Here is a 26666-nt window from a genome sequence, read left to right on the forward strand (position 1 = left end):
TTACCTTTATTTTTCTAGTTTACCCCGCTATTTGCAAACAGTAAGAATCCTACTACAAGATTCAGATAAAAGCTTTATTTGGAGGTGTCTATATGAAAGTGTCGGTATTTATTACGTGCCTTGTTGATGTTTTTTATCCAGAAGTAGGAAAAGATGTTGTTGAGATTCTCGAAGATTTAGGCTGTGAAGTCGACTTTCCCAAAAACCAAACTTGCTGTGGCCAGCCTGCTTATAATAGCGGGTATCATAAAGAAACGAAAACGGCTGCAAAGCATATGATTGAAGCGTTTGCTGGTTCAGAGTATGTTGTGGCACCATCAGGCTCTTGTGTCATGATGGTTCATGAGTTTTCAAGTTTATTTTCTGAAAGTGAAACAGAATGGCGGCAAAAAGCTACGGAACTTGCAAATAAAACGTATGAATTTACACAGTTTATTGTAGAGGTACTAGGAAAAGAAGATTTAGGTGCAAAGCTTCATAAAAAAGCAACTGTTCATACATCCTGTCATATGAGCCGGTTAATGAATATTAAAGAGCCCCCTCAAACATTATTAAAACATGTAGAAGGGTTGGAAGTCACTCCGTTGTCCCACAATTATGATTGTTGTGGATTTGGCGGTACATTCGCAGTGAAGATGGCGGAAGTCTCTGAGCAAATGGTTGATGAAAAAGTGAAGCGTATTATGGAAACGGGTGCGGAATTGTTAATCGGGATGGATTGCAGTTGCTTAATGAATATAAAAGGCCGATTAACCCGTAATGGTTATCCAATTGAAGTGAAGCATATTGCGCAAGTGTTAAATGAGGATAGAGGGGGGATATAAAAATGGGAATGAAAATCGGGAACGATCCCTTTCATAAACGTGCTGAAACAGGGATTGGGGATCAATTCATGAGAAATGCTGTTAAGAAAGCGCAAGATGGTCTTAGAAGCAAGAAATTAAAAGCTACTGAGAGTCTTGGGAACTGGGAAGAATGGCGTTCTTTAGGAGAAGAGATTCGAAAGCATACATTAGAAAATCTTGATTATTATTTATATCAACTCACTGAAAAGATTGAGCAAAATGGTGGTTCTGTTTATTTCGCAGAGACTGCTGAAGATGCAAGGGAATATGTAAAAGGGATTATAAAAAAGAAAAATGCGAAAAAAATTGTAAAGTCAAAATCTATGGTAACGGAAGAAATCAGTCTAAATGAAGCAATTGAAGAAGTTGGCGGGGAAGTATTAGAAACAGACTTGGCAGAATTTATTTTACAAATTAATGATCATGATCCACCATCGCATATTGTTGTTCCATGTCTTCATAAAGATAAAGAAAGCATTTGCGAGTTGTTTAAAGAAAAAATAGGTTATACCGGGCCAGCTGATCCCGAAAAAATGGCGAGGTTTGTACGGAACTATTTGCGTAATGACTTTTTAACAGCGGATGTAGGTGTGACGGGATGTAATTTTGCTGTTGCGGAGTCCGGGTCTATTTCGATTGTAGCGAATGAAGGGAATGCGAGATTGGTTACGACCATTCCGAAAACGTTAATTACCGTGATGGGGATGGAGCGCATTGTCCCAACATGGGAAGAACTTGATGTTTTAGTAACGCTTTTGTGCCGAAGCTCTGTCGGACAAAAGTTAACAAGTTATATTACAGGTTTAACGGAACCTGGGGGGACAGATGGACCTGAGGAATTTCATTTAGTAATTGTTGATAACGGTCGTTCTAATATTTTAGGAACAGAGTTTCAAAGTGTTTTGCAGTGTATTCGGTGCGCGGCATGTATTAATGTGTGTCCAGTATATCGTCATATCGGGGGACATGCATACGGCTCTATTTATCCTGGCCCAATTGGTGCTGTATTGACACCGCTTTTAGGCGGATATGATGAATATAAGGATTTACCTTATGCATCTAGCCTGTGTGGTGCTTGTACGGAAGCATGTCCAGTAAAAATACCTTTACACGAATTATTAATTGGTCATCGGCGACAGATTGTAGAAGAAGCGAAAAAGTCTCCTGTAGCCTGGGATATGGCTATGAAAGGCTTTGAAAAAGTGGTGAATAGTTCGAGGTCGTTCTCTTTAGCAGCGAGGACAGCTCCGTATGCATTAAAGCCTTTTACAAAAGGAGATAAAATTGAGCGCGGGGTAGGACCGTTAAAAGCTTGGACAGAAGCAAGAGATTTTCCAGCTCCGAAAAAACAACCGTTTAGAGATTGGTTTGAAAAGCGGAAAAGGGAGGATCGATAATGGCCATTCAAAATCGCGAAACATTTTTATCCAAGGTATCAGAAAGACTTGGGAGAAAACGTCCGGAAACTGTAGAAAAGCCGAGTTGGTCTGTTTCTCCGCAATGGAGCGTTTTTGACGGATTAACAAAGGACGAGCTTGTATTGAAGCTGATGGAACATTGTGAAACTATTCATACGGAAGTTCGGCGAACAGAAAAGGCTAACCTTGCAGAAACGTTACACTCCTTTATGAAAGAATGGAATATCAAATCTGTTATTTATTCAAATGATGGACGGTTTGATGAATATAATCTTAGCGAATTTTTAACAAATGAAGGGGCAATACATTTTCATAAATGGGATTTAGCCCATAAGGAAGAGAGTATTGAATTTGCGAAAACAGCTAATGTTGGAATTACATTTTGTGATATTACTCTTGCGGAATCAGGAACTGTCGTTTTATTTAATGATGGTATGAAAGGGAGACACGTTAGTCTTCTTCCTGAATCGTATATCGCAATTGTCCCAAAAAGTACGATTGTCCCCAGATTAACACAAGCTACAAAGATGATTCATCATCAAAATATTGAGGGTGAAGCCATTCCGTCTTGTTTGAACTTCATCTCTGGTCCGTCAAACAGTGCTGATATTGAAATGAACCTCGTCGTAGGTGTACATGGACCGATAAGAACAGCGTATATTATTGTCGATGATCAATAATTGTTCAAGACTTCTCTGTGGGGGTCCTGTTTACAAAGTAAGTAGTGAAAGATGAAGGTGTCCGACTGATAAAAGTTTCACCTTATCTCCGTACAATTGCTTATAAGATATGCAAATTACTGAGGTATTCTATTTTGTAACTGAATGGCGATGGGAATCGATTCCCATCGTTTTTTGTTTGTTTAGGCTGGGAGTTCCTTCATTGTGACAAACTGTTTTTGATAGTATAATGAAATGAGTATGTGATGAAAAAATTCGTCATTAGTAGCTGAGGTGAAGAAGCATGCAAAGAGTCACAAACTGTGTATTAATTAAAGATAGTGAAGTGCTCCTACTACAAAAGCCTCGTCGAAATTGGTGGGTCGCACCAGGCGGAAAGATGGAGCGCGGTGAGACTGTAAGAGAATCAGTTGTTCGTGAATATCGTGAAGAAACAGGTATTTATTTAAAGAACCCAGCATTAAAGGGAGTCTTTACCTTTGTCATCCAAGAAGGTGATAAAGTTGTTTCCGAATGGATGATGTTTTCATTCTTAGCAACAGATTTTGCAGGAGAAAACAAATTAGAAAGCGAAGAAGGCATCATTGGCTGGCATACATTTGATAAAATTGATGAGTTAGCAATGGCACCGGGAGATTATCATATTATTGATTATTTGATCAAAGGAAACGGCATAATTTACGGTACATTTGTATATACACCAGATTTTGAATTACTTTCATATCGATTGGATCCAAGCTAAACCTTCGAGGAGGGGATACGATGACAGAGAATAATGATATTAAAATGGTAATTATTACAGGAATGTCTGGTGCAGGAAAAACAGTAGCTCTGCAAAGTTTTGAAGATTTAGGATATTTTTGTGTAGATAATTTACCTCCGATGTTATTGCCGAAGTTTGTTGAACTTATGGCAGAGTCAAAAGGAAAAATGAATAAAGTGGCACTCGGTATTGATTTACGAGGTCGTGAATTTTTTGAACATTTATGGGGATCACTTGATGATTTATCAGAACGCACGTGGATTATTCCTCATATTTTATTTTTAGATGCAAAAGATAGTACGCTCGTAACACGTTATAAAGAAACGAGACGTTCGCATCCACTTGCACCAACTGGTTTGCCGTTAAAAGGGATTGAGGCAGAGCGTAATTTATTAACAGACATGAAAGCAAGAGCAAATATTGTACTTGATACGTCTGAGTTAAAACCGAAAGAACTGCGTGAAAAGATTGTTCATCTGTTTGCAACAGAGGGTGAGCAAGCATTCCGTGTAAATGTGATGTCATTTGGATTTAAGTACGGCATTCCAATTGATGCAGATTTAGTATTTGATGTTCGTTTTTTACCAAATCCATACTATATTCCACAAATGAAGCCATTAACAGGACTTGATGAAGAAGTTTCGTCATATGTGCTCAAGTTTAATGAAACACATAAATTTTTGGAAAAGTTGACGGATCTTATTAGTTTCATGCTTCCGCATTATAAAAGGGAAGGTAAGAGTCAGCTTGTGATTGCAATTGGATGTACAGGTGGGCAACATCGTTCTGTTACGCTTGCAGAATACCTTGGGAAACATTTGAAACCAGAGTATATGGTTCATGTATCTCATCGTGATGTGGAGAAGAGAAAGGGCCATTAAGGGATGAAAAAAGAGAGAAAACCTAGAATTGTCATTATGGGAGGAGGAACTGGACTATCTGTTTTATTAAGAGGATTAAAAAAGTATCCGGTTGATATTACAGCGGTCGTGACAGTTGCCGATGATGGTGGCAGTTCGGGTAGATTACGTGATGAACTAGAAATTCCACCCCCAGGCGATATTCGTAACGTGCTTGTTGCGTTATCAGATGTAGAGCCGCTTGTGGAAGCTTTATTTCAACATCGTTTTACATCCGGAGAAGGATTAACAGGTCATGCGTTAGGGAATTTATTATTAGCAGCTATGACTTCCATTACGGGGGACTTTTTCCATGCTATTACAGAAACGAGTAAGGTGTTAAATGTAAGAGGACGTGTATTACCAGCGGCAAATCAAAGTGTTGTGCTTCATGCAGAACTTGAAGATGGGCAAATTGTAACAGGCGAATCAAAGATTCCTTACTTTGGAAAGAAAATTAATCGTGTCTTTTTAACACCTGGGGATGTAGAGCCGTTATATGAAACATTGGCTGAAATTCAGCGGGCAGATTTACTCGTATTTGGTCCAGGAAGTTTGTACACAAGTATATTGCCGAATTTAATCGTGAAAAAAATCGGAGACGCCGTTCTTGCTGCAAAGGCGAAGAAGGTATATGTATGTAATGTTATGACACAAGCTGGTGAAACGATGGGTTATACTGCATTTGATCATATCCAGGCGCTACATGATCATCTTGGAACCTCATTTATCGATACTGCGATTGTGAATAATCAGGAGATTCCTTGTCCATTACGTAAATTGTATGCAAAAGAAATGTCTGAACCTGTTGTAGTTGATGAAGAACGTTTCACTGAGAATAACATTAATTTGATTCAAGATGAATTAGCGAAGTACGATGATCAAGTTGTAAGACATGATACATTAAAATTAGCTTCTATCTTATATTCGTTGTTATAAGCGTGCGTTATCTCTTTATGAGATAACGCTACTCATTCATATAGGACAAAATTTTTGTTCCAAAATATCGTATAAGGAGGTGTTGACTGTGTCATTTGCATCAGAAACAAAGAAAGAGCTCACGAAGCTTGAAATGAAGGAATGCTGTGAGAAAGCAGAATTATCAGCATTGCTTCGGATGAACGGATCGCTTTCTTTTTCAAACCGTCGTCTTTCCATTGATATTCAAACAGAAAATGCAGCAATCGCCAGAAGAATTTACACATTGCTGAAAAAAGGATATGACGTGACGGTAGAATTACTTGTTCGTAAAAAAATGCGACTGAAGAAAAATAATGTATATATCGTTCGACTTGTTGAAAAATCCCGCGAAATATTAGCGGACCTTCAAATTGTTCGAGAAGATTTTTCATTTATTCGGAATATATCACAGGAGTTAATTGAGAAAAAATGTTGTAAACGATCGTATTTACGAGGTGCATTTTTAGCAGGTGGTTCAGTAAATAACCCAGAAACATCATCTTATCATTTAGAGATCTTTTCGTTATACAAGGAACATAATGATTCTATATGTGAACTGATGAACGGATTTGATTTAAATAGTAAGACATTAGAAAGGCGAAAAGGATATATTACGTATTTGAAAGAAGCGGAGAAAATTACGGAGTTTTTAAATATTATCGGTGCACATAATGCACTCTTAAGGTTTGAGGACATTCGAATTGTTCGCGATATGCGTAATTCAGTGAATCGCTTGGTGAACTGTGAGACGGCCAATTTAAATAAAACAATTGGTGCGGCATTAAGACAAATTGAAAACATTCGTTACATTGATGAGACGGTTGGGCTTGATATTTTGCCAGATAAACTGCGAGAGATTGCACAACTAAGAATTAACTATCAAGATGTAACATTGAAAGAATTAGGCGAGATGGTATCTGGGGGGAAAATCAGTAAATCAGGTATTAATCATCGCTTGCGTAAAATCGATGAAATTGCAGAAAAATTACGCACGGGGGAAACAGTAGTAAAAAAATAAGAGCAAAGGGGAGAGAACTGTGGTTCAAAAAAAGGTTACAGTTTCATTAAAAAACGGCTTACAAGCACGTCCGGCTGCGTTGTTTGTACAAGAGGCGAATCGTTTTCATGCTGATATTTTCATTGAGAAAGATGGGAAAACAGTCAACGCAAAGAGCATAATGGGGATTATGAGCTTAGCGATTGGATCTGGCTGCAACGTAACAATCACGACAGAAGGTTCAGATGCAGAAGCAGCTTTAGAAGCGCTAGCTGCATATGTGCAAAATAAAGAATAAAAGCTATCGCAGGCGCGGTAGCTTTTTATTGTTAGATGTTGTCGAACGGTTGATATAAAAAAGACTATCGCTTGAGCGATAGTCTTTTTTTAATATCCAGCGACCATTCTAAACGAGCCGCTTTCGCTTTTAAATCTATCCAGCTCCAGCGGCTAGAATGGTCGGTGGTTTCGCTTCTTCCGCCGAGGTAAAAAGCACCTCTTTGTTAGAAGCTCCATCCCCCTCCCATTCTGAGCGAGCCGCTTCCACTTTTGAATCTATCCAGCCTCAGCGGCTAGAACAGTCGGTCGTTTCACCCCTTCATTCGAGGCAAAAAGCGCCTCGGAATCGGGGGTTCCAACGCCCTCCTGTTCTAAACGAGCCGCTTCCGCTTTTAATATATTAACGATTTGTAAAGATTTTATCGATTAAGCCGTATTCTAGTGCTTTTTCTGCTGTCATGAAGTTGTCGCGGTCTGTGTCGCGTTGTAGAACTTCTAATGGTTGACCTGTGCGCTCAGAAAGAATTTGGTTTAATTTTTCACGTAAGAATAGGATGCGTTTTGCTGCAATTTCAATTTCAGTTGCTTGACCTTGTGCCCCGCCAAGTGGTTGGTGAATCATAACTTCACTGTTTGGAAGTGCAAAACGTTTTCCTTTTTCACCTGCTGCAAGTAGGAAAGCACCCATAGATGCTGCCATACCAATACAAATTGTTGATACTTGTGGTTTAATAAATTGCATTGTATCGTAAATTGCCATACCTGCTGTGATAGAACCACCAGGGCTGTTGATGTATATGTGAATATCTTTTTCTGGATCTTGAGATTCCAAGAATAAAAGCTGGGAAACGATTGAGTTTGCTACGTTATCATCAATTGCGCTACCAAGCATAATGATGCGGTCTTTTAATAGGCGAGAGTAAATATCGTAAGCGCGTTCTCCACGATTTGTTTGTTCAATTACTGTAGGAATTAAATTCATCTGTTATTTCCTCCTTTGAAAGCTTTCTTAGTCTTATAATACAATTATGGTCAATAAAGGTCAAACGAAACCACTTTAAATCAAAAAAATATGTAGTTGTACCATGATTTATTCGCTATGTTTTTGAAATTCCCTGCTTATGTATCTTCAACATCATAACCGAATTATATAAATTTAAACGTCATAAGAGAAGTATGTTATTTACAAAAAAACAAAAGAACGCCTTTTCTAATAGAAGCGTTCTCTCGTTTCCTATTCTTTTAAGAGGTAGGTGACTTTATTTAAGATATGCTCGATTTGTTTTGCGTTCTTGCTATACATTTGACTTGCCGATTTTGATTTTGTTTCCAAAGAAAATAATTCAAGATCAGCATGACATTTTTTTAAGGAAGCTAACAATAATGGTTTATCTTGAGGAGAAGGCATTTGAATTTTATCATTATAGATGTCAACAGTGAGCTGTCCATAGGAATCAACTTGTCCAAGAAAAACATTTTCGATCATTACCCCAATTTTTTCTAATTCAGCATGAAGCCAAGCGCGATTATGACCGCTAGCTGAAAGAGGCTCATCCAGCACATTTCCATCCATAATGACTGTGTGTGTTTCTTTTTCATTTGGTAACTTTAATCCAATATCTTTTGCTGTTAATGGTTGTTTATCTTTCTTCAGTAAGATATTTAATTCACCATTTGGTTCTAATACGGCAAATTCCACATCCGCTATATTGAATACATCTTTCTTTCGAAGAAGTTCGAGTAATTCATCACTTGTATACTTTTCTTTCTTTAAATTGTCCTCAAGTACTTTGCCATCTTTTATAAACACGGTGGATTTACCTTCAAAGAAATCACGTATTGTTTTATTTTTTAGCGAAATAAGCCCTGCGAAAAACGGTACGATAGCGAAAACGAGCATACTGGAAACACCGTGGAAAAAGTTTTGTTCTAGTCCCGTCGATACTTCCGCAGCGATATCACCAATTGTCATACCAGCTATATATTCAAAGAAGGAAAGTTGAGAAATTTGTCTTTTTCCAAGCCACTTTGTAATGGCAAATAAAACAATTAAGACACATAAAGAACGGATGATGACAAGTGGCCATTCGGGTATGTGAGACATAGTAATTCCCTCCAGTTTGCCTAAAATCCTTTATACTGTGGTTCTTCTAATTCCAATACTGAAATTCGGTTCTTTAGATCAGCGATGACGCTGTCCATTTCTAACATACATTCATGAAAAATGCGTTTTGCTTCTTCGTCTGCAGCATTTTGTGAAAGAGTACTTAAACTAGCTTGTGCTCCTTTTAAACTAGCAAGACACGTTTTTACACTAGCAACAACAGTCATGAAAACACCTCTTATCCTTTCGGTTTAAATAATAGAGCTCCGATGAATCCGAAAATAATAGCTGCTGATACACCGGCGCTTGTTACTTTAAACATGCCAGTTATAACACCGACGATTCCATGCTTTGCTGCTTCTTCCATGGCTCCGTGAACAAGGGCGTTCCCAAAGCTTGTAATGGGAACTGTCGCTCCAGCGCCTGCGAAATCGATTAAAGGCTCATATAAATTGAATCCATCTAGTATAGCGCCGATAACAACGAGTGTTGCCATTGTGTGAGCAGGCGTCAGCTTCACGACATCAAACATAAGTTGGCCGATTACACAAATCAGCCCACCGATGACAAAAGCCCAGAAAAAAATCATTGTTGTACACCTCCAAGTTCAATGGATACAGCATGAGCGATGCACGGAATGGTTTCTGATTGCTGGAATGTAATGGGAGACAGTAAAGCACCTGTCGCAACAACAAGCATTTTTTTGAATTCCCCTTGTTTCATTCGGTTTAATAAATGCCCGTATACGACTGTTGCTGAACAGCCTGCGCCACTCCCGCCTGCTAAGACAGGTTGTTCTTCCTTATAAATGAGTAATCCACAATCTTGAAATTGTTTGCTCGTTACTTTTGTTCCGTGCTTATGCAGTAAATCGTAGGCAATCTCACGCCCAACATGACCGAGGTCGCCCGTTACGATTAAGTCATAGTAAGATGCATCAATTTGCCTTTCGCGTAAATGTGCCTCGATTGTATCGACAGCGGCAGGGGCCATTGCGCCTCCCATATTAAAGGGATCAGTTAACCCCATATCAACGACTCGTCCAATTGTTGCAGATGTCACACTTGGGCCGTATCCTTCACTACTCAAAATGGCAGCACCTGCACCAGTTACAGTCCATTGTGCGGTAGGTGGTTTTTGACCGCCGTATTCCGTTGGATAGCGGAATTGTTTTTCAACAGCAGTGTTATGACTGGATGATCCTGTTAATAAATATTTTGCACCTTTTGCATTAACGATACTTGCACCGAGGGCAAGGCCCTCCATGGAAGTAGAGCAAGCGCCAAATAATCCAAGATAAGGTGTACCGAGTGTACGACATGCAAAGCTTGAAGGAGTAATTTGATTAATTAAGTCCCCTGCAAGTACAAATTGAATATCTTCTTTACGAAGTTTTGCTTTTTCCGTTGCGCGGCTGCAAGCTTCTTCAAATAAAATTTTATGTGCCTTTTCATAAGAGTCTTGTCCCAGCCATAAATCTTCATGAAGAGTATCGAAGTCTTCAGGGATTTTTCCGTTCGCTTCAAATGGCCCACCGATTACGCCTGTTGAGATGATGACTGGTTTATTTTCAAATATCCATGTTCGGTGTCCTTGTAACATTTACAGCCCTCCCCATTGAACGAGAATGGTTTTAATAAGAGCAATCACAAAAGCAGAAAATACACCAAATAAAATAACGGCCCCTGCTAATTTGAACATGTTACCACCAACACCAAGGACAAAGCCTTCTGTTCGGTGTTCAATACAAGCAGCGATAACAGAGTTGCCAAATCCGGTAACAGGAACAGCTGTCCCAGCCCCAGCAAATTGTCCGAGGCGGTCATACACGCCGAAGCCAGTGAGTAACATGGAAATGAAAATGAGTGTAGCTACTGTAGGGTTTCCGGCAGATCGCTCGGTGAAATCAAAATAGGTGATATAAAAGGTCGAAATGAGTTGGCCGATTAAACAAATGAGACCGCCAACAAAAAAGGCTTTTATACAATTCTTTAAAACGGGACGCTTTGGTTCGCGCTGTTGTTCAAATTTTTTATATTCCTGTTGTATAGGTGTTAAATTTTTGTCTTTACTGGACATTTGAATCCTTCCTTTTCCTTTAGAGAACGTACAATTACGTATCAGATTTCATTTCTGATTGAATGATCTTTAATTGCTTTTTAATCTGATCCTTATTTACTATTTTTTTCTTAATTTTGTTTTCGAGTTTATCTAACATCATAAAAATTTTTCGATCTGTACTTACGTGAATATTGAAAGTTGGATACTCGTTACTGAGTTGCGTTTTAAGTCTGCTTCGCAGAGGTTTCAAACCAAATCTTTCATGATGTTCTGGTTTAACAGCTATGTAAAGATCTAAATTGGAGTTAACGGCTGCGGCTTCTGTGATTTCTTCCATAGCGAGTGCTTTCTTCTTTGCGCCTTGAGATATCGACTGATTAAAGGATTCTGTACTCATTTTCGTTAACTTTGGACCCTTCTTTTCCTCTGTTTGTTTTGCTTTTTCTTTATTTACTTTTTTATCTAATGGACTACTGCCACAGCCGGCAAGTGAACTGAGCAGGAGTACGAATAACGCGGTTATGATGCCAATTTTTCGCATTACAATCATTCCATTTCTATTGCTTTATGTAATTTGAGAGAAAAAGGATGATATGGAATCATCCTTTTTCTTCAAAAGGTGCGTACCATCAGAAGAGATGGTACTGTCACTTATTGTTGTGAGTATTGAGGCTCTTCCTGCTGAACTTCGTCTAAACGTGGGTTTAAAGATTCAATGATAGATTGTGTTTGTTGTGCAGCTGTTTGGAAAAGTTGTTTTGCTTGTTGATTATCTGTATCAAGAGCAAACCCCTCTAAGCTTGCTTGTGCACTTTTTAATCCAGAAACAGTTTGTTTTAATTTTGTAATTACAGTCATTGAATGAAGCCTCCTTTGGAATATCAATTCAAAGATTATGATTTGTGAGTAAGCATGAAAATATAATTACCAAATTTAGGTTTCATTCGAAGTGTAAATTTTCATCCATATGTAATTTGAAAATGTAAGGGATTAGCAGGTTTTCCGTATACAGGTTAAAAGCGACATCAACTCCCTTTTTTTGAGGTGGACGAGGGCATCTGACCGTGCATAGAAACGGTCAGGGCCTTTTCCTACCGCATGCAATGTTTAAAACAAAAGGGGAAAGCAAGTAGCGGGCATGTTGTATTCTGCATAGCAGCGACTTATATGTCGGAAAATTAAAATGAATATATATTTATGATGACAAATTGTGATATCAGTAGTTATATTTAAGAATAACGATTATGTATGAATTTGTAGGCTTTTGATTGAGGGTATTTTCAGAAGATACATATTTTATATTTCGTTGTTCAAAATATCATGTATCAATTCAAATATGGAGAATAAACATTAGCAAATAGCGATTAAAAGGAGAAAGAGTTATGGATCATCATACTTTAGTTAGATGGCTGGAAGCAATGTTAGTTATATTTGCACTAATTGCAATTTGGTTTTCTGCAAGTAATTTCAGTAGTGTGAAGCGCTTTTTAATTGGTCGTCCGATGCGAACGTCAGAGCTTCATGCACAACATAACAAACTATTTTGGTTAATTGCGCTGCCAATCCTTTCAGCAGATTTGTATTCATCTGTTGCATATGGACCGGAATCAGGAATGACAGAGCTTGCTGGGCTTGGTCCTGATGCGAAATGGTTAATCTTGCCGATTACCATTTCTACTATCGCTCTTTTGGCAATTTTGATTGTATCGTATATTATGGGGATTTTGGCATATCCAAACGGCGGGGGAGCGTATGCTATCGCGAAAGATAATTTCAAGCCGCGCTGGGTTTCTCTTGTTGCCTCTAGTTCGCTGCTCGTTGATTATGTGTTGACGGTAGCTGTATCTGTATCTGCAGCTATAGAGGCGGTTTCTTCTGCGTATCCTGTAGTCGCTCCATATGAAACGATTTTAGCAATCTTATGCGTCATTATCTTAGTGCTTGTGAACTTACGCGGATTAGCAGAATCAGCTCGCGTTTTTGCTTGGCCGACATTCGGTTTTATGATTTGTATGTTAATTTTAATTTTTACGGGATTTTTTGATGAACTGCGTCACGGGTTTATTCAACCAAGTACACCGAGCTTTGGAACAGTTCCAGAGGGCTTAACAACTTTACTAATTTTGAAAGCGTTCAGTTCAGCTTGTTCAGCACTTACAGGAATTGAGACGATTTCAAATGCAGTTCCTATTTTTAGAGAACCACAGCAAAAAAACGCAATTAGAACGTATATTGCTCTAGGTTCGATCACAGCTGTGACACTTTTAGGCTTTTCGTATCATCTGTATGCGAAAGGTATTACGCCAGACTCACACAACACGATGTTGTCGCAGTTAGCTGGCATGTATTTTGGACATGGAATTTTATATCAAGTAATTATATGGTTTACGTTTATAGTGTTAATTTTAGCGGCAAACTCTACATTTACAGGGTTTTCTCAGCTTGCTGCGATTGTAGCGGCAGACGGATTTTTGCCTCGAAGTTTAACAAATCGTGGAGACCGTTTAGGATATTCGAATGGAATTATTGTGCTAGCATCACTAGCATGTATTTTAATTATATCGTTCCATGCGCATACAAATGCGTTAATTCCACTATATGCGATCGGTGTTTTCCTTTCGTTTACAGTAGCGCAAATTGGTTTGATGCGCCGCTGGAAACGAGTAAAAGGATCGCATTGGAAAATCAAGTTTACGATTAATACAGTTGGTGCTGTGATTACATCAATTGTTGCTGTTATTTTTGCCGTTACAAAGTTTACGGGCGGCGCTTGGGTTGTATTAGTTGTCTTGCCTATTATTATTTTCATCTCAATGTCCATTCACAGGCATTATGAAGATGTTGCAGAAGAATTGCGCATCGATATGAAAACGATACGTCCAGAAGCAAGCGATGTAGTCACGCTCGTTTTAGTGTCAGGCGTTCATCGTGTTGTGAACAACACGATATCCTTTGCGAAAAGTCTAAATGTTGATCCGATTGCTGTATACGTTGGTTTCGATGAGGCGTCTATAAATAAAATGGAGAAAGAGTGGAAAGAATGGGGAACTCCTTGTAGACTGGTAGTTCTTCGCAGTAAATATCGTTCTCTACTTGAACCATTGAATCGTCTTATTAAAACAATAGAGGCGAAACAAGAAGCTGAGGGAGGACACATCCATATTATTATTCCGCAATTCATTTCGCACAAATGGTGGCATCATGTATTACATAACCAGAGTGCACTTCTTTTACGAATGTGGTTTATTCGTCATAAAGATATAGTCATTACAACAGTTCCATATCATTTGCATAAATAATATCGTTCAATTATTGGCGGCCTACATCATTACGCGATGTAGGCCGCATATTGTATTGGGAGTTATTCAGGAATTGCGAAATAAGAAGTAATTGCTTCCAAAACGAAGATATCGTATAATAAACAGTGCGTGATAGGATAAATGGTGTCCTTTTGCTGCAGAATTTATGATAATGCGCCCATAGCTCAGTCGGATAGAGCGGTGGTTTCCGGTACCACGTCTGCCGGGGGTTCGAATCCCTCTGGGCGCGTCAAAAAGTCCTAACTTACATTTGTAGGTTAGGACTTTTTTTATTTCTCTCTTGTTATATCTAGTAATAACATTTACTATTAGTATGTGGTAATAAAAATGTTCTATATGTCCACTTTGATTTTCAAACGTATAAGTCGCTGCTCTGAAGAACAAAAGGTGAACTGCATTCGTTCTCTTTTTTGTTTTAACATGGCATGACCGTTTCTATGCATGGTCGGATGCTCTCTCCCACCTAAAAAGAAAGGTTTTATGCCGTTTTTTCAATTTGCATTTATATGTTTTTTTATTGTTTTCTTTCAATATTATTCATTTTTCGGTTGTAAGATGGATATTTCATTAATACATATAAATTAATAATATTTTGGAATGGGTATCTGCACAGGATTCTCCTTTTAACAAACTTATTGTACAATAGAGACAAGGGGGAGATTAGTTTGAAGGCAAGTCTTTTACAAGAACAAAGCTTACGTTTGGCCATGACACAAGAGTTAAGACAAGCGATTACAATGCTCCAATATAATGTACAGGAGTTAACGGAGTTTTTGTATGAGCAATCGTTAGAGAATCCCCTTATTGAGTTAGGTGGCTTTGAGAGGGAGAAGAAAAAGAGCTCAAGTAAAAGTACAAGCAAACAAATCGACAATCAAATGGAAATTTATAGTGTGGATTCGACAACGATTCAGCAACATTTATTAGATCAAATACAGTATTATAAAATAGATGAAGAACAGCGAAAAGCAGCTTCTTTCATCATTATGAACATGGATGAGAATGGTTATTTACAAGAAACAAATGAAGAATTAGCAGAACTACTCGCTGCACCTATTGATGTGGTGGACTGTGCTATGAATCTTGTCCAGTCGCTAGAGCCAGCAGGGGTAGGAGCGCGTAATATTCAGGAATGTCTATCACTTCAGTTGAAGCGCTTACAAACAAAAGATACACTTTCAGAAATGATTGTGGATGAATATTTCTCATATTTTGTTAAGAAAGATTGGCGAAAATTGATTCAGATTATGAAATGTAGTAACGAGGAATTACAATCAGCTGTTGATTGTATTACATCATTGCAGCCGAAACCAGGACTTGCGTTTTCTTCTGAGAAGCCACTTTATATTGTTCCTGATATGGCCGTGAAAAAAGATGGTGATCGTCTCGTTTTACAAATGAATGAACGCAACATGCCGAAGATTGAAATTCATTCAGAGTATAGTGCACTTCTTCATAATAGTGAAAGTGAGGTTGCTTCTTATGTCTCTGAGAAGTATCAGCACGTTCAGTGGATTATGCGCAGTTTGAAGCAACGAAAACAAACCCTTTTGCAAGTAATGGAAATTATTATGAAGAAACAACGTGATTTCTTCATGGAAGGTTCAGAATATTTAAAACCACTTTCTTTAAAAGAAGTGGCAGAAGAATTAAGTGTACATGAGTCTACCATTAGTCGCGCTACGCGTAATAAATATGTACAAACGCCGCACGGATTGTTTGAAATGAAGTCATTCTTTAGTAACGCGGTGGTTACAACAGAAGATGAGGCCATTTCTACAAAGCGTGTAAAACAATTCATTCAAACGCTTGTAGAACAAGAAAATAAGAAAAAACCACTTTCAGATCAAAAAATTTCAAAATTGTTAGAAGACGAGCATGAAATTGTTATTTCTCGTAGAACAGTTGCAAAATATCGAGAACAAATGAACATTCCGGCCTCTTCTTTAAGAAAAACAATTGGATAGGTGAAGAAGATGAAAGTTGTTTTGTATACGAAAACGGACTGTGGTCTTTGCGTGAAAGCAAAACAGATTTTGAAAGAAGTACAAAAGGTATATTCTTTTGAAATTGAGGAAATAGATATATATGAAGATGATGAGCTTTTAGAAAAGTATCAAATTATGATACCGGTCGTGGAAATTGACGGAAAACAGGCGTTTTACGGTGTCATTCACAAAGATGTCATAATAAATTATATAAACAATTCAGTTAAGAGTTGAATAAGTTTCTATCTCCTGTTACAATAATACACGTAGCAGGGATTATTTTTTTAAACCATGTGGGACATAAAATGTCACTACGGGACACAACATGACCACAAGGTGAAAATGAACCAATGTAGTGAGGAGAAATGATATGCGCTCATGGATTCAGAACATGAAAAAATTATTACCCGATCTGCTACCTGTTATGCAAACAAGAATGCAAATTCTTCAGCACATTCGTCTCATGCAGCCGATTGGAAGAAGAAACTTATCTGCAAGTCTTGGTATGACAGAACGAGTATTGCGAAGTGAAGTGCAAGTTTTGAAAGAACAAAACTTAGTTCACGTCGCTTCTTCTGGAATGACTTTAACAGAAGAGGGAACAGCTTTAGTTCTTGCTTTGGAAGACTTTATGAAAGAAATTTCCGGGTTAAAGGTTTTAGAAAAACAACTTAAGGAAACATTAGATTTGGATGAAGTTTTCGTTGTCCCTGGTGATAGTGATGAATCACCTTGGGTCAAACTGGAGATGGGCCGTGCTTGTGTGAGTTGTATAAAAGACCGTTTGACAGCGAATAATATCGTTGCTGTGGCTGGAGGAACAACGCTGGCTGCTGCTGCGGACATGATGCAACTTGATTGCAAAGATTTACATATGCTGTTTGTCCCAGCGCGTGGTGGAATTGGAGAAGGTGTCGAATTAGAGGCCAATACCATTTGTGCCAAAATGGCAAAAAATACGATGAGTAATTATCGCTTATTGTATGTTCCAGACCATGTAAGTAGCGAAGCATATGCGTCTATTGTGACAGAGCCTTCTGTGAAAGAAGTTCTTGAGTTGATTCGATCTTCCAATATCGTCATTCATGGAATAGGTGATGCGTTAACAATGGCACGTCGCAGAAATACCTCGGAAGCAGATTGGTTAAAGATTAAAGCAAGTGAAGCAGTTGGCGAGGCTTTCGGTTATTACTTTAATGAACAAGGTAATGTCGTTCATAAAGTGCAAACAGTAGGCATGCAGCTAAAAGATTTACAACATGTATCTCACGTTGTTGCAGTCGCTGGAGGATCTTCAAAAGCAAAAGCTATACAGGCTGTAATTAAACAAGGGCACACTTCGATTCTCATTACAGATGAAGGTGCAGCAAAACAGTTAACAAAGGGTATTACCCTTTAATATAATCCCCCAAGGAGGAAATTCAAATGACTAAAATTGGTATTAATGGATTTGGACGTATCGGACGTGTGGTATTCCGCGCAGCTCTTAACAACCCTAACGTGGAAGTAGTAGCAATCAACGACTTAACAGACGCTAAAACTTTAGCTCACCTTTTAAAATATGACTCTGTTCACGGAACAGTAAATGCAGAAGTATCTGCTAACGGCGACAGCATCATCGTTAACGGTAAAGAAATCAAAGTTATCGCTGAGCGTGACCCAGCTCAATTACCATGGAGCGACTACGGCGTAGAAGTAGTAGTAGAATCTACTGGACGCTTCACTAAAAAAGCAGACGCTGAGAAGCACTTAGGTGGATCAGTTAAAAAAGTTATCATCTCTGCACCAGCTTCTGACGAAGATATCACAATCGTTATGGGTGTTAACCACGAACAATATGATGCAGCTAACCATAATGTAATCTCTAACGCTTCTTGTACTACAAACTGCTTAGCTCCATTTGCTAAAGTATTAAACGAAAAATTCGGTGTAAAACGTGGAATGATGACAACAATTCACTCTTACACTAACGACCAACAAATCTTAGACTTACCACATAAAGATTTACGTCGTGCGCGTGCAGCAGCAATGAGCATGATCCCAACTACAACTGGTGCAGCTAAAGCAGTAGCATTAGTATTACCAGAACTTAAAGGTAAATTAAACGGTGGCGCAGTACGTGTTCCAACTGCTAACGTTTCTCTTGTTGACTTAGTTGTTGAACTTGATAAAGAAGTAACAGTTGAAGAAGTAAATGCAGCATTCAAAGCAGCAGCTGAAGGCGAATTAAAAGGTATCCTTGGATACAGCGAAGAGCCATTAGTATCTATCGACTATAACGGATGCACAAATTCTTCTACAATCGATGCATTATCTACAATGACTATGGAAGGCAACATGCTTAAAGTTCTTTCTTGGTATGACAATGAATCTGGTTACTCTAACCGCGTAGTTGACTTAGTAGACTACATCGCTTCTAAAGGTCTTTAATTCTTAAGTTTATCAGTTATTAATGACAAAACGAGGGAGAGGGTTTGTTCCCTCTCTCTTCTTTCGTTTTAGAAGCAAATGTGATAAGCTTTTGAATGGGTTTTGTCAATCCTAACTAGTCGGAGGGAAATCCAATGAACAAAAAATCAATTCGTGACGTAGATTTAAAGGGTAAACGAGTATTTTGCCGCGTTGACTTCAACGTACCTATGAAAGATAGCAAAGTTACAGACGAGACTCGTATTCGTGCAGCTCTTCCTACAATTCAATATTTAGTAGAGCAAGGTGCGAAAGTCATTTTAGCAAGCCACTTAGGTCGTCCAAAAGGCCAAGTAGTAGAAGAAATGCGTCTTACTCCAGTAGCTGCACGTTTAGGTGAGCTTCTTGGTAAAGACGTGAAAAAAGCAGACGAAGCATTCGGACCAGCTGTACAAGAAATGATTGCAGCAATGAACGAAGGCGACGTGTTAGTTCTTGAAAACGTACGCTTCTATGCGGGCGAAGAAAAGAACGATGCAGAATTAGCAAAAGAATTTGCAGCTCTTGCTGATCTTTTCGTTAACGATGCATTCGGTGCAGCTCACCGTGCTCATGCTTCTACAGCAGGTATTGCAGACTACCTACCAGCGGTATCAGGCTTCTTAATGGAAAAAGAGTTAGAAGTATTAGGTAAAGCACTTTCTAACCCAGAGCGCCCATTCACAGCAATCATCGGTGGTGCGAAAGTAAAAGATAAAATCGGTGTAATTCGTCATCTACTTGATAAAGTTGATAACTTAATCATCGGCGGCGGACTTGCTTATACATTTGTAAAAGCAATGGGTCATGAAATCGGACAGTCTCTATGTGAAGATGACAAAATTGAACTAGCAAAAGAATTTATGCAACTTGCAAAAGAAAAAGGTGTAAACTTCTACATGCCAGTTGATTGCGTCGTTGCAGATGACTTCTCTGAAACTGCAAACCGACAAGTTGTAGATATCGATTCTATTCCTGCTGATTGGGAAGGATTGGATATCGGACCGAAAACAAGTGCAATTTATGCAGATGTAATTAAAAACTCTAAGCTTGTTGTATGGAACGGACCAATGGGCGTGTTCGAAATGGCTCCATTTGCAGAAGGTACAAAAGCAGTAGGACAAGCATTAGCAGATGCAGAAGGTACATACTCTGTTATCGGCGGTGGTGACTCTGCAGCAGCTGTTGAAAAATTCGGTATGGCTGACAAAATGAGCCACATTTCTACTGGCGGCGGTGCGTCATTAGAATTTATGGAAGGTAAAGAGCTTCCAGGTGTAGTTTGTCTTAACGACAAATAAGTAGCAGCCAAAGAAAAAGGACGGTGCAAAGCATGCGTAAACCAATTATCGCAGGTAACTGGAAAATGAATAAAACTCTATCTGAAGCAGTTAGCTTCGTAGAGGAAGTGAAAGGTCAAATCCCAGCAGCAACAGCTGTTGATGCAGTGGTTTGTTCTCCAGCTCTTTTCCTAGAGCGTTTAGTAGCGAAGGCTGAAGGAACTGACTTAAAAGTAGGTGCACAAAACATGCACTTCGAAAAAAATGGTGCATTCACTGGCGAAATTAGCCCAGTAGCACTTAGCGACTTAAAAGTGAGCTACGTAGTACTTGGCCACTCTGAGCGTCGTGAAATGTTTGCTGAAACAGACGAAACAGTAAACAAAAAAACTCTTGCAGCATTTGAACATGGTTTAACACCAATCGTTTGCTGTGGTGAAACTTTAGAAGAGCGCGAAAGCGGAAAAACATTTGATCTAGTAGCAGGTCAAGTGACAAAAGCACTTGCAGGTTTAACAGAAGAGCAAGTGAAAGTAACTGTTATCGCATATGAGCCAATCTGGGCTATCGGTACAGGTAAATCTTCTTCTGCTGCAGATGCAAATGAAGTATGTGCGCACATCCGTAAAGTTGTTGCAGAAGCTGTTTCTCCAGCAGCTGCAGAAGCTGTTCGTATTCAATACGGCGGCAGCGTAAAACCAGAAAACATTAAAGAATACATGGCACAAACTGACATCGACGGCGCTTTAGTTGGCGGTGCAAGCTTAGAGCCAGCTTCCTTCTTAGGTCTTCTGGAGGCGGTAAAATGAGAAAGCCAACAGCTTTAATTATTCTTGACGGTTTCGGACTACGAGAAGAAACTTACGGGAATGCTGTAGCACAAGCTAAGAAACCTAATTTTGACGGTTACTGGAACAAATTCCCTCACACAACGCTAACAGCATGTGGTGAAGCGGTAGGTCTTCCAGAAGGTCAAATGGGTAACTCTGAGGTTGGTCACTTAAATATCGGTGCTGGCCGCGTAGTATATCAAAGCTTAACACGTGTGAACGTTGCAATTCGTGAAGGTGAGTTCGATAAGAACGAAACATTCCAAAGCGCAATTAAGCACGTAAAAGAGAAAGGTACAGCCCTTCACTTATTTGGCTTACTTTCTGATGGTGGTGTGCACAGTCACATGAACCATATGTTTGCACTACTTCGCTTAGCTGCAAAAGAAGGCGTGGAGAAAGTATACATCCACGGATTCTTAGATGGCCGCGATGTTGGACCGCAAACAGCAAAAGGTTATATCGATGCAACAAATGAAGTAATTAAAGAAATAGGAGTAGGACAATTCGTGACTATCTCCGGTCGTTATTACTCCATGGACCGTGACAAGCGTTGGGATCGCGTAGAAAAATGTTACCGTGCTATGGTGTATGGCGAAGGCCCTACTTATAAATCAGCACTTGAGTGTGTAGAAGACTCATATGCAAATGGTATTTATGATGAATTCGTATTGCCGTCTGTAATTGTTAATGAAGATGAAACGCCAGTTGCAACAATCAATGATGATGATGCAGTTATCTTCTATAACTTCCGTCCAGACCGCGCAATTCAAATTGCACGTGTATTTACAAACGAAGACTTCCGTGAGTTTGATCGTGGTGAAAAGGTACCTCACATTCCAGAATTCGTTTGTATGACACACTTTAGTGAAACAGTAGATGGTTACGTGGCATTCAAGCCAATGAACCTTGATAACACATTAGGTGAAGTTGTTGCGCAAGCGGGATTAAAGCAACTTCGCATCGCGGAAACTGAAAAGTATCCGCACGTTACATTCTTCTTTAGCGGTGGTCGTGAGGCTGAATTCCCAGGAGAAGAGCGTATCTTAATTAACTCACCGAAGGTTGCAACGTATGACTTGAAACCTGAAATGAGCATTTACGAAGTAACCGACGCTTTAGTAAATGAAATCGAAAATGATAAACATGATGTGATCATTCTTAACTTTGCAAACTGTGATATGGTTGGCCATTCTGGGATGATGGAACCAACAATTAAAGCAGTAGAAGCAACTGACGAATGTTTAGGAAAAGTTGTAGAAGCGATTCTTGCAAAAGATGGTGTAGCACTTATTACTGCTGACCATGGTAATGCTGATCAGGAATTAACTCCTGAGGGACAACCAATGACAGCTCATACAACGAACCCGGTTCCTTTCATCGTTACAAAAAATGATGTTGAATTACGTGAAGACGGCATCTTAGGAGATATCGCTCCAACAATGCTTACACTTCTTGGTGTTGAACAACCAAAAGAAATGACAGGTAAAACAATTATTAAATAATACGTATATAAAAGGAGAGAAAATACTATGTCAACAATTATTGATATTTATGCTCGCGAAGTCCTAGACTCTCGTGGTAACCCAACTGTAGAAGTAGAAGTTTATACAGAAAGCGGCGCATTCGGACGCGCATTAGTACCAAGTGGTGCATCTACTGGTGAATACGAAGCAGTAGAATTACGTGACGGTGACAAATCTCGTTACCTTGGTAAAGGTGTTCTGAAAGCAGTAGATAACGTAAACGAAATTATCGCTCCAGAAATCGTTGGTTTCGACGTAACTGACCAAGCTGGTATCGACCGTGCTATGATCGAATTAGATGGCACTCCAAACAAAGGTAAATTAGGCGCTAACGCTATCCTTGGTGTATCTATGGCAGTAGCTCACGCAGCAGCTGACTTCGTAGGTCTTCCATTATACCGTTACCTTGGTGGATTCAATGCGAAACAATTACCAACTCCAATGATGAACATCATCAACGGTGGTTCTCACGCTGATAACAACGTTGACTTCCAAGAGTTCATGATCTTACCAGTTGGTGCTCCAACATTCAAAGAAGCTATCCGTATGGGTGCGGAAGTATTCCATGCATTAAAAGCTGTATTACATGACAAAGGTCTTAACACTGCGGTAGGTGGCGAAGGTGGATTCGCTCCAAACCTTGGTTCTAACCGTGAAGCATTAGAAGTAATTATCGAAGCAATCGAAAAAGCTGGTTACAAAGCTGGCGAGAACGTATTCTTAGGAATGGACGTTGCTTCTTCTGAGTTCTACAATAAAGAAACTGGTAAATATGACCTTGCAGGCGAAGGCCGTAGCTTAACTTCTGCAGAAATGGTTGATTTCTACGAAGGTCTTTGCAACGACTTCCCAATCATCTCTATCGAAGATGGTTTAGACGAAAACGACTGGGATGGCCACAAATTATTAACTGACCGTCTTGGCAAAAAAGTTCAATTAGTTGGTGACGACTTATTCGTAACGAACACGCAAAAACTTGCTGAAGGTATCGAAAAAGGTATCTCTAACTCAATCTTAATTAAAGTTAACCAAATCGGTACTTTAACTGAGACTTTCGAAGCAATCGAAATGGCTAAACGTGCTGGTTACACAGCAGTTGTATCTCACCGTTCTGGTGAAACTGAAGATGCTACAATCGCTGACATCGCAGTTGCAACTAACGCTGGCCAAATCAAAACTGGTTCTATGAGCCGTACAGACCGTATTGCGAAATACAACCAATTATTACGCATCGAAGACGAACTAGGCGAAATCGCTGTTTACGATGGTTTAAAATCTTTCTACAACCTAAAAAAATAATTGTAGAAAATAATGACAGACCGTGAGAAATCACGGTCTGTTTTTTTGTGTTTCTTTTTTTAGAATAGTAAGTACTAAAATTCAGAAAATAAAAACTTTATGTTTTAGGTCAATGTTTTTGACGTAAATTCCGCTCGGAAACGCAGTCGTATCAAGGGTGTAAGCGTATAACACATGCGGTTTTTTTTGTCAAGTCGATAAATTGCAGGTTTTTATAATTTATACTATGATAAGAATTGAAAACAGAAGATCGTATAAACATGAGGGATGATGAACATGAAGTTTACAAAGATTATTGTCCAAGTTGCAGCGCTTTACGTGTTTTACATGGTTGGAACATGGGTAGAAGAGATGTTGAATCTTCCAATTCCGGGAAGTTTGATTGGAATGTTTTTACTACTCCTTTTACTCAGCATGAAGGTTCTTCCTGTGAAATGGTTTGATTTAGGAGCAGAGACACTCGTTGCTATTATGCCGTTTTTATTGATTCCACCAACGATTGGTTTAATGAATTACGGTGCTTTTTTTATGAGTAAAGGAATTTCTCTTTGCATTACCGTTATCGCGAGTACATTTTTAATTATTATTGTCGCAGGACATACAGGACAATATCTTGCGAATAGAAAGGAAAAAGAATCATGATGAGCAATATATTAACCGGAATCGGTTGGGTTATTCTTACAGTGCTATTATATCAATTATCTAAAAAGATCTATAAAGTATTGCCAACACCGTTTACGATTCCAATGATTGTCGCAACAGCATTAATGATTGTCTTATTATTGGTGCTTGATATACCATATCAACAATACATGCAAAGTGGTGGAGGCTGGATTTCCAAACTGCTTGGACCAGGTGTTGTAGCATTTGCAATTCCTCTTTATAAGCAGCGTCACGTGTTGCAAAAATATGTTGTACCGATTGCAGGTGGTGTAATCGTTGGAACAACAGTTGCAATTGGAAGTGACCTTATCATTGCTTCACTTATGGGGACAGATAAAAGTTTAATTTTATCTTCTTTACCAAAATCGGTAACAATGCCAGTTGCGATGAGTGTATCAGAGCAAGTTGGTGGTGTTCCGTCATTAACAGCAGCATTCGTTGTTGTTGCAGGGATTACAGGAACAATTACAGGCCCAGTTCTATTAAAGTGGAGCCGCGTTACAAACTCTGTTGGTAGAGGAATTGGATTTGGCTGTGCATCTCATATTATGGGTGTTATGAGAGCAATGAAAAATAATGAGAACGAGGGTGTTATTGGATCGGTAACAATGACATTGACAGCGATTTTAACATGCTTACTTGGACCGTTATTTGCGGGTATGTTTATGTAATAAAGAAAGGCGAGAGCAATTGAACAGCCCTCGCTTTTCTATAGGATTTATGCTAACATTTAAACTAATTGAATCTTTGTAGGAGGTATACTGAGGTGCATACGTTATTATCAGTTTTACTTATTATTGTATCAATTTTAATAATTGTTATGGTACTTATGCAGTCTAGTAATAGTTCAGGCCTTTCAGGTGCAATTTCAGGCGGTGCAGAGCAATTATTTGGTAAGCAAAAAGCACGCGGAATTGAAGCAGTATTAAACCGTATTACAGTTGTTTTAGCTGTATTATTCTTCGTACTAACAATTAGTGTTACGTACTTGAACGTATAAGCAAAGGCCTTGCTTTTAGTAGATATGGAAAAAGAAGAAGCGTTAGCGGATTCGTGCTAATGGTTCTTCTTTTTTGTGCTCATTTGTATTCCATTATTCGAAAAAAGTTTCTAATTAGATTATGGAAATGGAACTATGGTAAACTAAGGACAGAAACAATACGACTAGATTACAGAAGAGAAAGAGGAGAAGAAGATGATGAAATTAGCATCTCCGAAACCATTTACATTTGAAGGTGGAGACCGTGCTGTTTTATTACTACATGGATTCACGGGGAATTCAGCTGATGTACGTATGCTCGGGCGTTTCTTAGAGAAAAAAGGCTATACTTGTCACGCCCCAATTTATAAAGGACATGGTGTGCCTCCAGAGCAACTTGTTCATACAGGTCCTGAAGACTGGTGGAAAGACGTAATGAATGCTTATCAGCATTTAAAAGATCAAGGATATGAGAAAATCGCTGCTGTTGGATTGTCACTTGGTGGTGTATTCTCATTAAAACTTGCTTATACATTGCCAATTTTAGGTGTTGTACCAATGTGTGCCCCAATGTATATTAAGAGCGAAGAAATTATGTACCAAGGTATATTGGCGTATGCACGTGAGTATAAAAAACGTGAACAAAAATCACCAGAGAAAATTGCTGAAGAAATGATGGAATTTAAGCAGACACCAATGAATACATTGAAAGCACTGCAAGACTTAATTCGTGACGTACGCAACAATGTCGATATGATTTATGCACCAACATTTGTTGTACAAGCACGTCATGATGAAATGATTAATACAGATAGTGCTAACATTATCTATAACGGTGTAGAGTCCACGTTAAAAGAAATTAAGTGGTATGAAGACTCTACGCATGTCATTACGCTTGATAAACAACGTGATGAGCTACACGAAGATGTATATAACTTCTTGGAGCAACTAGATTGGTAAGATCTAGTTGCCTCTTTTTTTCATGAGGTATTAAAACCATTCTTTTTAGGGTGGGAGAGAGGATCCGGCGATGGCTAGAAGCGGTCAGAGCCTGTTTTGTCCCCATGCCGAGTGAGAACAAAAGGAGAAAGTGAGTGGAGATCTTCTTTTATGTTCATGGCCGGTAATTAGGGTCAGTAAATCGAAATGAATTACTGAAATCTATTCTTTTTTTGGTGGAAGAGGGGATCCGGCGATGGCTAGAAGCGGTCAGAGCCTGTTTTGTCCCCGTGCCGAGTGAGAACAAAAGGAGAAAGTGAGTGGAGATCTTCTTTTATGTTCATGGCCGGTAATTAGGGTCAGTAAATCGAAATGAATTACTGAAATC

At 39.0% G+C, this 26666-nt stretch carries 28 protein-coding genes, 1 tRNA gene and 1 pseudogene; 22 read left to right on the forward strand and 8 right to left on the reverse strand.

The features are described from left to right. Positions 1-92 precede the first annotated feature (92 nt). From ACIQ7L_RS21760 to ACIQ7L_RS21795, 8 genes and pseudogenes are all read left to right on the forward strand, one after another. Complete coding sequence (locus ACIQ7L_RS21760) at positions 93-824, forward strand: (Fe-S)-binding protein (protein WP_400571576.1); 732 nt, start codon at positions 93-95, stop codon at positions 822-824. A gap of 2 nt (positions 825-826) precedes the next feature. Next, a pseudogene (locus ACIQ7L_RS21765) lies at positions 827-2258 on the forward strand (LutB/LldF family L-lactate oxidation iron-sulfur protein); the annotation flags it as partial. Continuing rightward, entirely contained in the window at positions 2242-2943 is a 702-nt protein-coding gene (locus ACIQ7L_RS21770) for a LutC/YkgG family protein (RefSeq protein ID WP_400571578.1), read from the forward strand. The pseudogene ACIQ7L_RS21765 and the gene ACIQ7L_RS21770, both read left to right, overlap by 17 nt. Before the next feature lie 283 nt (positions 2944-3226). Further along, complete coding sequence (locus tag ACIQ7L_RS21775) at positions 3227-3685, forward strand: NUDIX hydrolase (RefSeq protein WP_400571580.1); 459 nt, start codon at positions 3227-3229, stop codon at positions 3683-3685. 20 nt (positions 3686-3705) lie between these two features. Beyond that, positions 3706-4587, forward strand: a complete 882-nt coding sequence (gene rapZ / locus ACIQ7L_RS21780) for an RNase adapter RapZ (RefSeq protein ID WP_400571582.1) — start codon at positions 3706-3708, stop codon at positions 4585-4587. Between the two features lie 3 nt (positions 4588-4590). Continuing rightward, positions 4591-5544 (forward strand): gluconeogenesis factor YvcK family protein, encoded by a 954-nt coding sequence (locus tag ACIQ7L_RS21785; protein WP_400571583.1) that lies wholly within the window; start codon positions 4591-4593, stop codon positions 5542-5544. Between the two features lie 88 nt (positions 5545-5632). Further along, positions 5633-6583 (forward strand): DNA-binding protein WhiA, encoded by a 951-nt coding sequence (gene whiA / locus ACIQ7L_RS21790; protein WP_400571585.1) that lies wholly within the window; start codon positions 5633-5635, stop codon positions 6581-6583. A gap of 19 nt (positions 6584-6602) precedes the next feature. Continuing rightward, entirely contained in the window at positions 6603-6860 is a 258-nt protein-coding gene (locus ACIQ7L_RS21795; protein WP_097899271.1) for an HPr family phosphocarrier protein, read from the forward strand. A gap of 381 nt (positions 6861-7241) precedes the next feature. Here the strand turns inward: ACIQ7L_RS21795 and clpP are convergent, their stop codons facing one another. The 8 genes from clpP to ACIQ7L_RS21835 form a co-directional block, all read right to left on the reverse strand. Next, positions 7242-7823, reverse strand: coding sequence for an ATP-dependent Clp endopeptidase proteolytic subunit ClpP (gene clpP / locus ACIQ7L_RS21800; protein ID WP_400571588.1), 582 nt, complete (start codon positions 7821-7823; stop codon positions 7242-7244). 252 nt (positions 7824-8075) lie between these two features. Continuing rightward, positions 8076-8945 (reverse strand): DUF421 domain-containing protein, encoded by an 870-nt coding sequence (locus ACIQ7L_RS21805; protein WP_400571590.1) that lies wholly within the window; start codon positions 8943-8945, stop codon positions 8076-8078. A gap of 20 nt (positions 8946-8965) precedes the next feature. Continuing rightward, the gene (locus ACIQ7L_RS21810; RefSeq protein ID WP_097899268.1) at positions 8966-9172 is read right to left on the reverse strand and encodes a DUF1657 domain-containing protein; all 207 of its coding nucleotides are present in this window, start codon (positions 9170-9172) and stop codon (positions 8966-8968) included. Between the two features lie 11 nt (positions 9173-9183). Next, positions 9184-9534, reverse strand: a complete 351-nt coding sequence (gene spoVAE, locus ACIQ7L_RS21815; protein ID WP_097899267.1) for a stage V sporulation protein AE — start codon at positions 9532-9534, stop codon at positions 9184-9186. Then, the gene (gene spoVAD / locus ACIQ7L_RS21820) at positions 9531-10547 is read right to left on the reverse strand and encodes a stage V sporulation protein AD (protein WP_400571593.1); all 1017 of its coding nucleotides are present in this window, start codon (positions 10545-10547) and stop codon (positions 9531-9533) included. Before spoVAD ends, spoVAE begins: the two co-directional genes overlap by 4 nt. Further along, positions 10548-11024 (reverse strand): stage V sporulation protein AC, encoded by a 477-nt coding sequence (gene spoVAC / locus ACIQ7L_RS21825; protein WP_400571595.1) that lies wholly within the window; start codon positions 11022-11024, stop codon positions 10548-10550. 34 nt (positions 11025-11058) lie between these two features. Next, positions 11059-11547, reverse strand: coding sequence for a YhcN/YlaJ family sporulation lipoprotein (locus tag ACIQ7L_RS21830; protein WP_400571597.1), 489 nt, complete (start codon positions 11545-11547; stop codon positions 11059-11061). 110 nt (positions 11548-11657) lie between these two features. Then, complete coding sequence (locus tag ACIQ7L_RS21835) at positions 11658-11864, reverse strand: DUF1657 domain-containing protein (protein ID WP_097899263.1); 207 nt, start codon at positions 11862-11864, stop codon at positions 11658-11660. Positions 11865-12388: 524 nt separating this feature from the next. Here ACIQ7L_RS21835 and ACIQ7L_RS21840 point away from each other — a divergent pair. The 14 genes from ACIQ7L_RS21840 to ACIQ7L_RS21905 all read left to right on the forward strand — a co-directional run bounded on the left by ACIQ7L_RS21840 (position 12389) and on the right by ACIQ7L_RS21905 (position 26299). Beyond that, positions 12389-14305: an APC family permease gene (locus ACIQ7L_RS21840; RefSeq protein ID WP_400571599.1), complete on the forward strand. Its 1917-nt coding sequence runs from the start codon at positions 12389-12391 to the stop codon at positions 14303-14305. Positions 14306-14479: 174 nt separating this feature from the next. Next, positions 14480-14555, forward strand: a tRNA-Arg gene (locus tag ACIQ7L_RS21845). A gap of 436 nt (positions 14556-14991) precedes the next feature. Beyond that, a complete protein-coding gene (gene rpoN / locus ACIQ7L_RS21850) occupies positions 14992-16293 on the forward strand; it encodes an RNA polymerase factor sigma-54 (RefSeq protein WP_400571601.1) in 1302 nt (433 codons plus the stop codon). A 9-nt stretch (positions 16294-16302) separates the two neighbouring features. After that, positions 16303-16548, forward strand: a complete 246-nt coding sequence (locus tag ACIQ7L_RS21855) for a glutaredoxin family protein (RefSeq protein ID WP_097899260.1) — start codon at positions 16303-16305, stop codon at positions 16546-16548. Positions 16549-16684: 136 nt separating this feature from the next. Next, positions 16685-17713 (forward strand): gapA transcriptional regulator CggR, encoded by a 1029-nt coding sequence (cggR, locus tag ACIQ7L_RS21860; protein ID WP_400571603.1) that lies wholly within the window; start codon positions 16685-16687, stop codon positions 17711-17713. 26 nt (positions 17714-17739) lie between these two features. Further along, a complete protein-coding gene (gap, locus tag ACIQ7L_RS21865) occupies positions 17740-18744 on the forward strand; it encodes a type I glyceraldehyde-3-phosphate dehydrogenase (protein ID WP_400571604.1) in 1005 nt (334 codons plus the stop codon). 134 nt (positions 18745-18878) lie between these two features. Further along, a complete protein-coding gene (locus ACIQ7L_RS21870; protein WP_400571606.1) occupies positions 18879-20063 on the forward strand; it encodes a phosphoglycerate kinase in 1185 nt (394 codons plus the stop codon). 32 nt (positions 20064-20095) lie between these two features. Continuing rightward, positions 20096-20851 (forward strand): triose-phosphate isomerase, encoded by a 756-nt coding sequence (gene tpiA / locus ACIQ7L_RS21875; protein ID WP_400571608.1) that lies wholly within the window; start codon positions 20096-20098, stop codon positions 20849-20851. Continuing rightward, positions 20848-22377 (forward strand): 2,3-bisphosphoglycerate-independent phosphoglycerate mutase, encoded by a 1530-nt coding sequence (gpmI, locus tag ACIQ7L_RS21880; RefSeq protein WP_400571610.1) that lies wholly within the window; start codon positions 20848-20850, stop codon positions 22375-22377. Before tpiA ends, gpmI begins: the two co-directional genes overlap by 4 nt. 27 nt (positions 22378-22404) lie before the next feature. After that, the gene (gene eno, locus ACIQ7L_RS21885; RefSeq protein ID WP_400571612.1) at positions 22405-23697 is read left to right on the forward strand and encodes a phosphopyruvate hydratase; all 1293 of its coding nucleotides are present in this window, start codon (positions 22405-22407) and stop codon (positions 23695-23697) included. Between the two features lie 276 nt (positions 23698-23973). Beyond that, entirely contained in the window at positions 23974-24339 is a 366-nt protein-coding gene (locus tag ACIQ7L_RS21890; protein ID WP_400571614.1) for a CidA/LrgA family holin-like protein, read from the forward strand. After that, positions 24339-25031, forward strand: a complete 693-nt coding sequence (locus tag ACIQ7L_RS21895) for an LrgB family protein (protein ID WP_400571650.1) — start codon at positions 24339-24341, stop codon at positions 25029-25031. Before ACIQ7L_RS21890 ends, ACIQ7L_RS21895 begins: the two co-directional genes overlap by 1 nt. Before the next feature lie 95 nt (positions 25032-25126). After that, positions 25127-25360: a preprotein translocase subunit SecG gene (secG, locus tag ACIQ7L_RS21900; protein ID WP_400571616.1), complete on the forward strand. Its 234-nt coding sequence runs from the start codon at positions 25127-25129 to the stop codon at positions 25358-25360. Positions 25361-25558: 198 nt separating this feature from the next. Continuing rightward, positions 25559-26299, forward strand: a complete 741-nt coding sequence (locus ACIQ7L_RS21905; protein ID WP_400571617.1) for an alpha/beta hydrolase — start codon at positions 25559-25561, stop codon at positions 26297-26299. Positions 26300-26666: the final 367 nt, after the last annotated feature.

This window comes from Bacillus sp. NPDC094106, from assembly GCF_044764345.1.
GTDB lineage: Bacteria > Bacillota > Bacilli > Bacillales > Bacillaceae_G > Bacillus_A.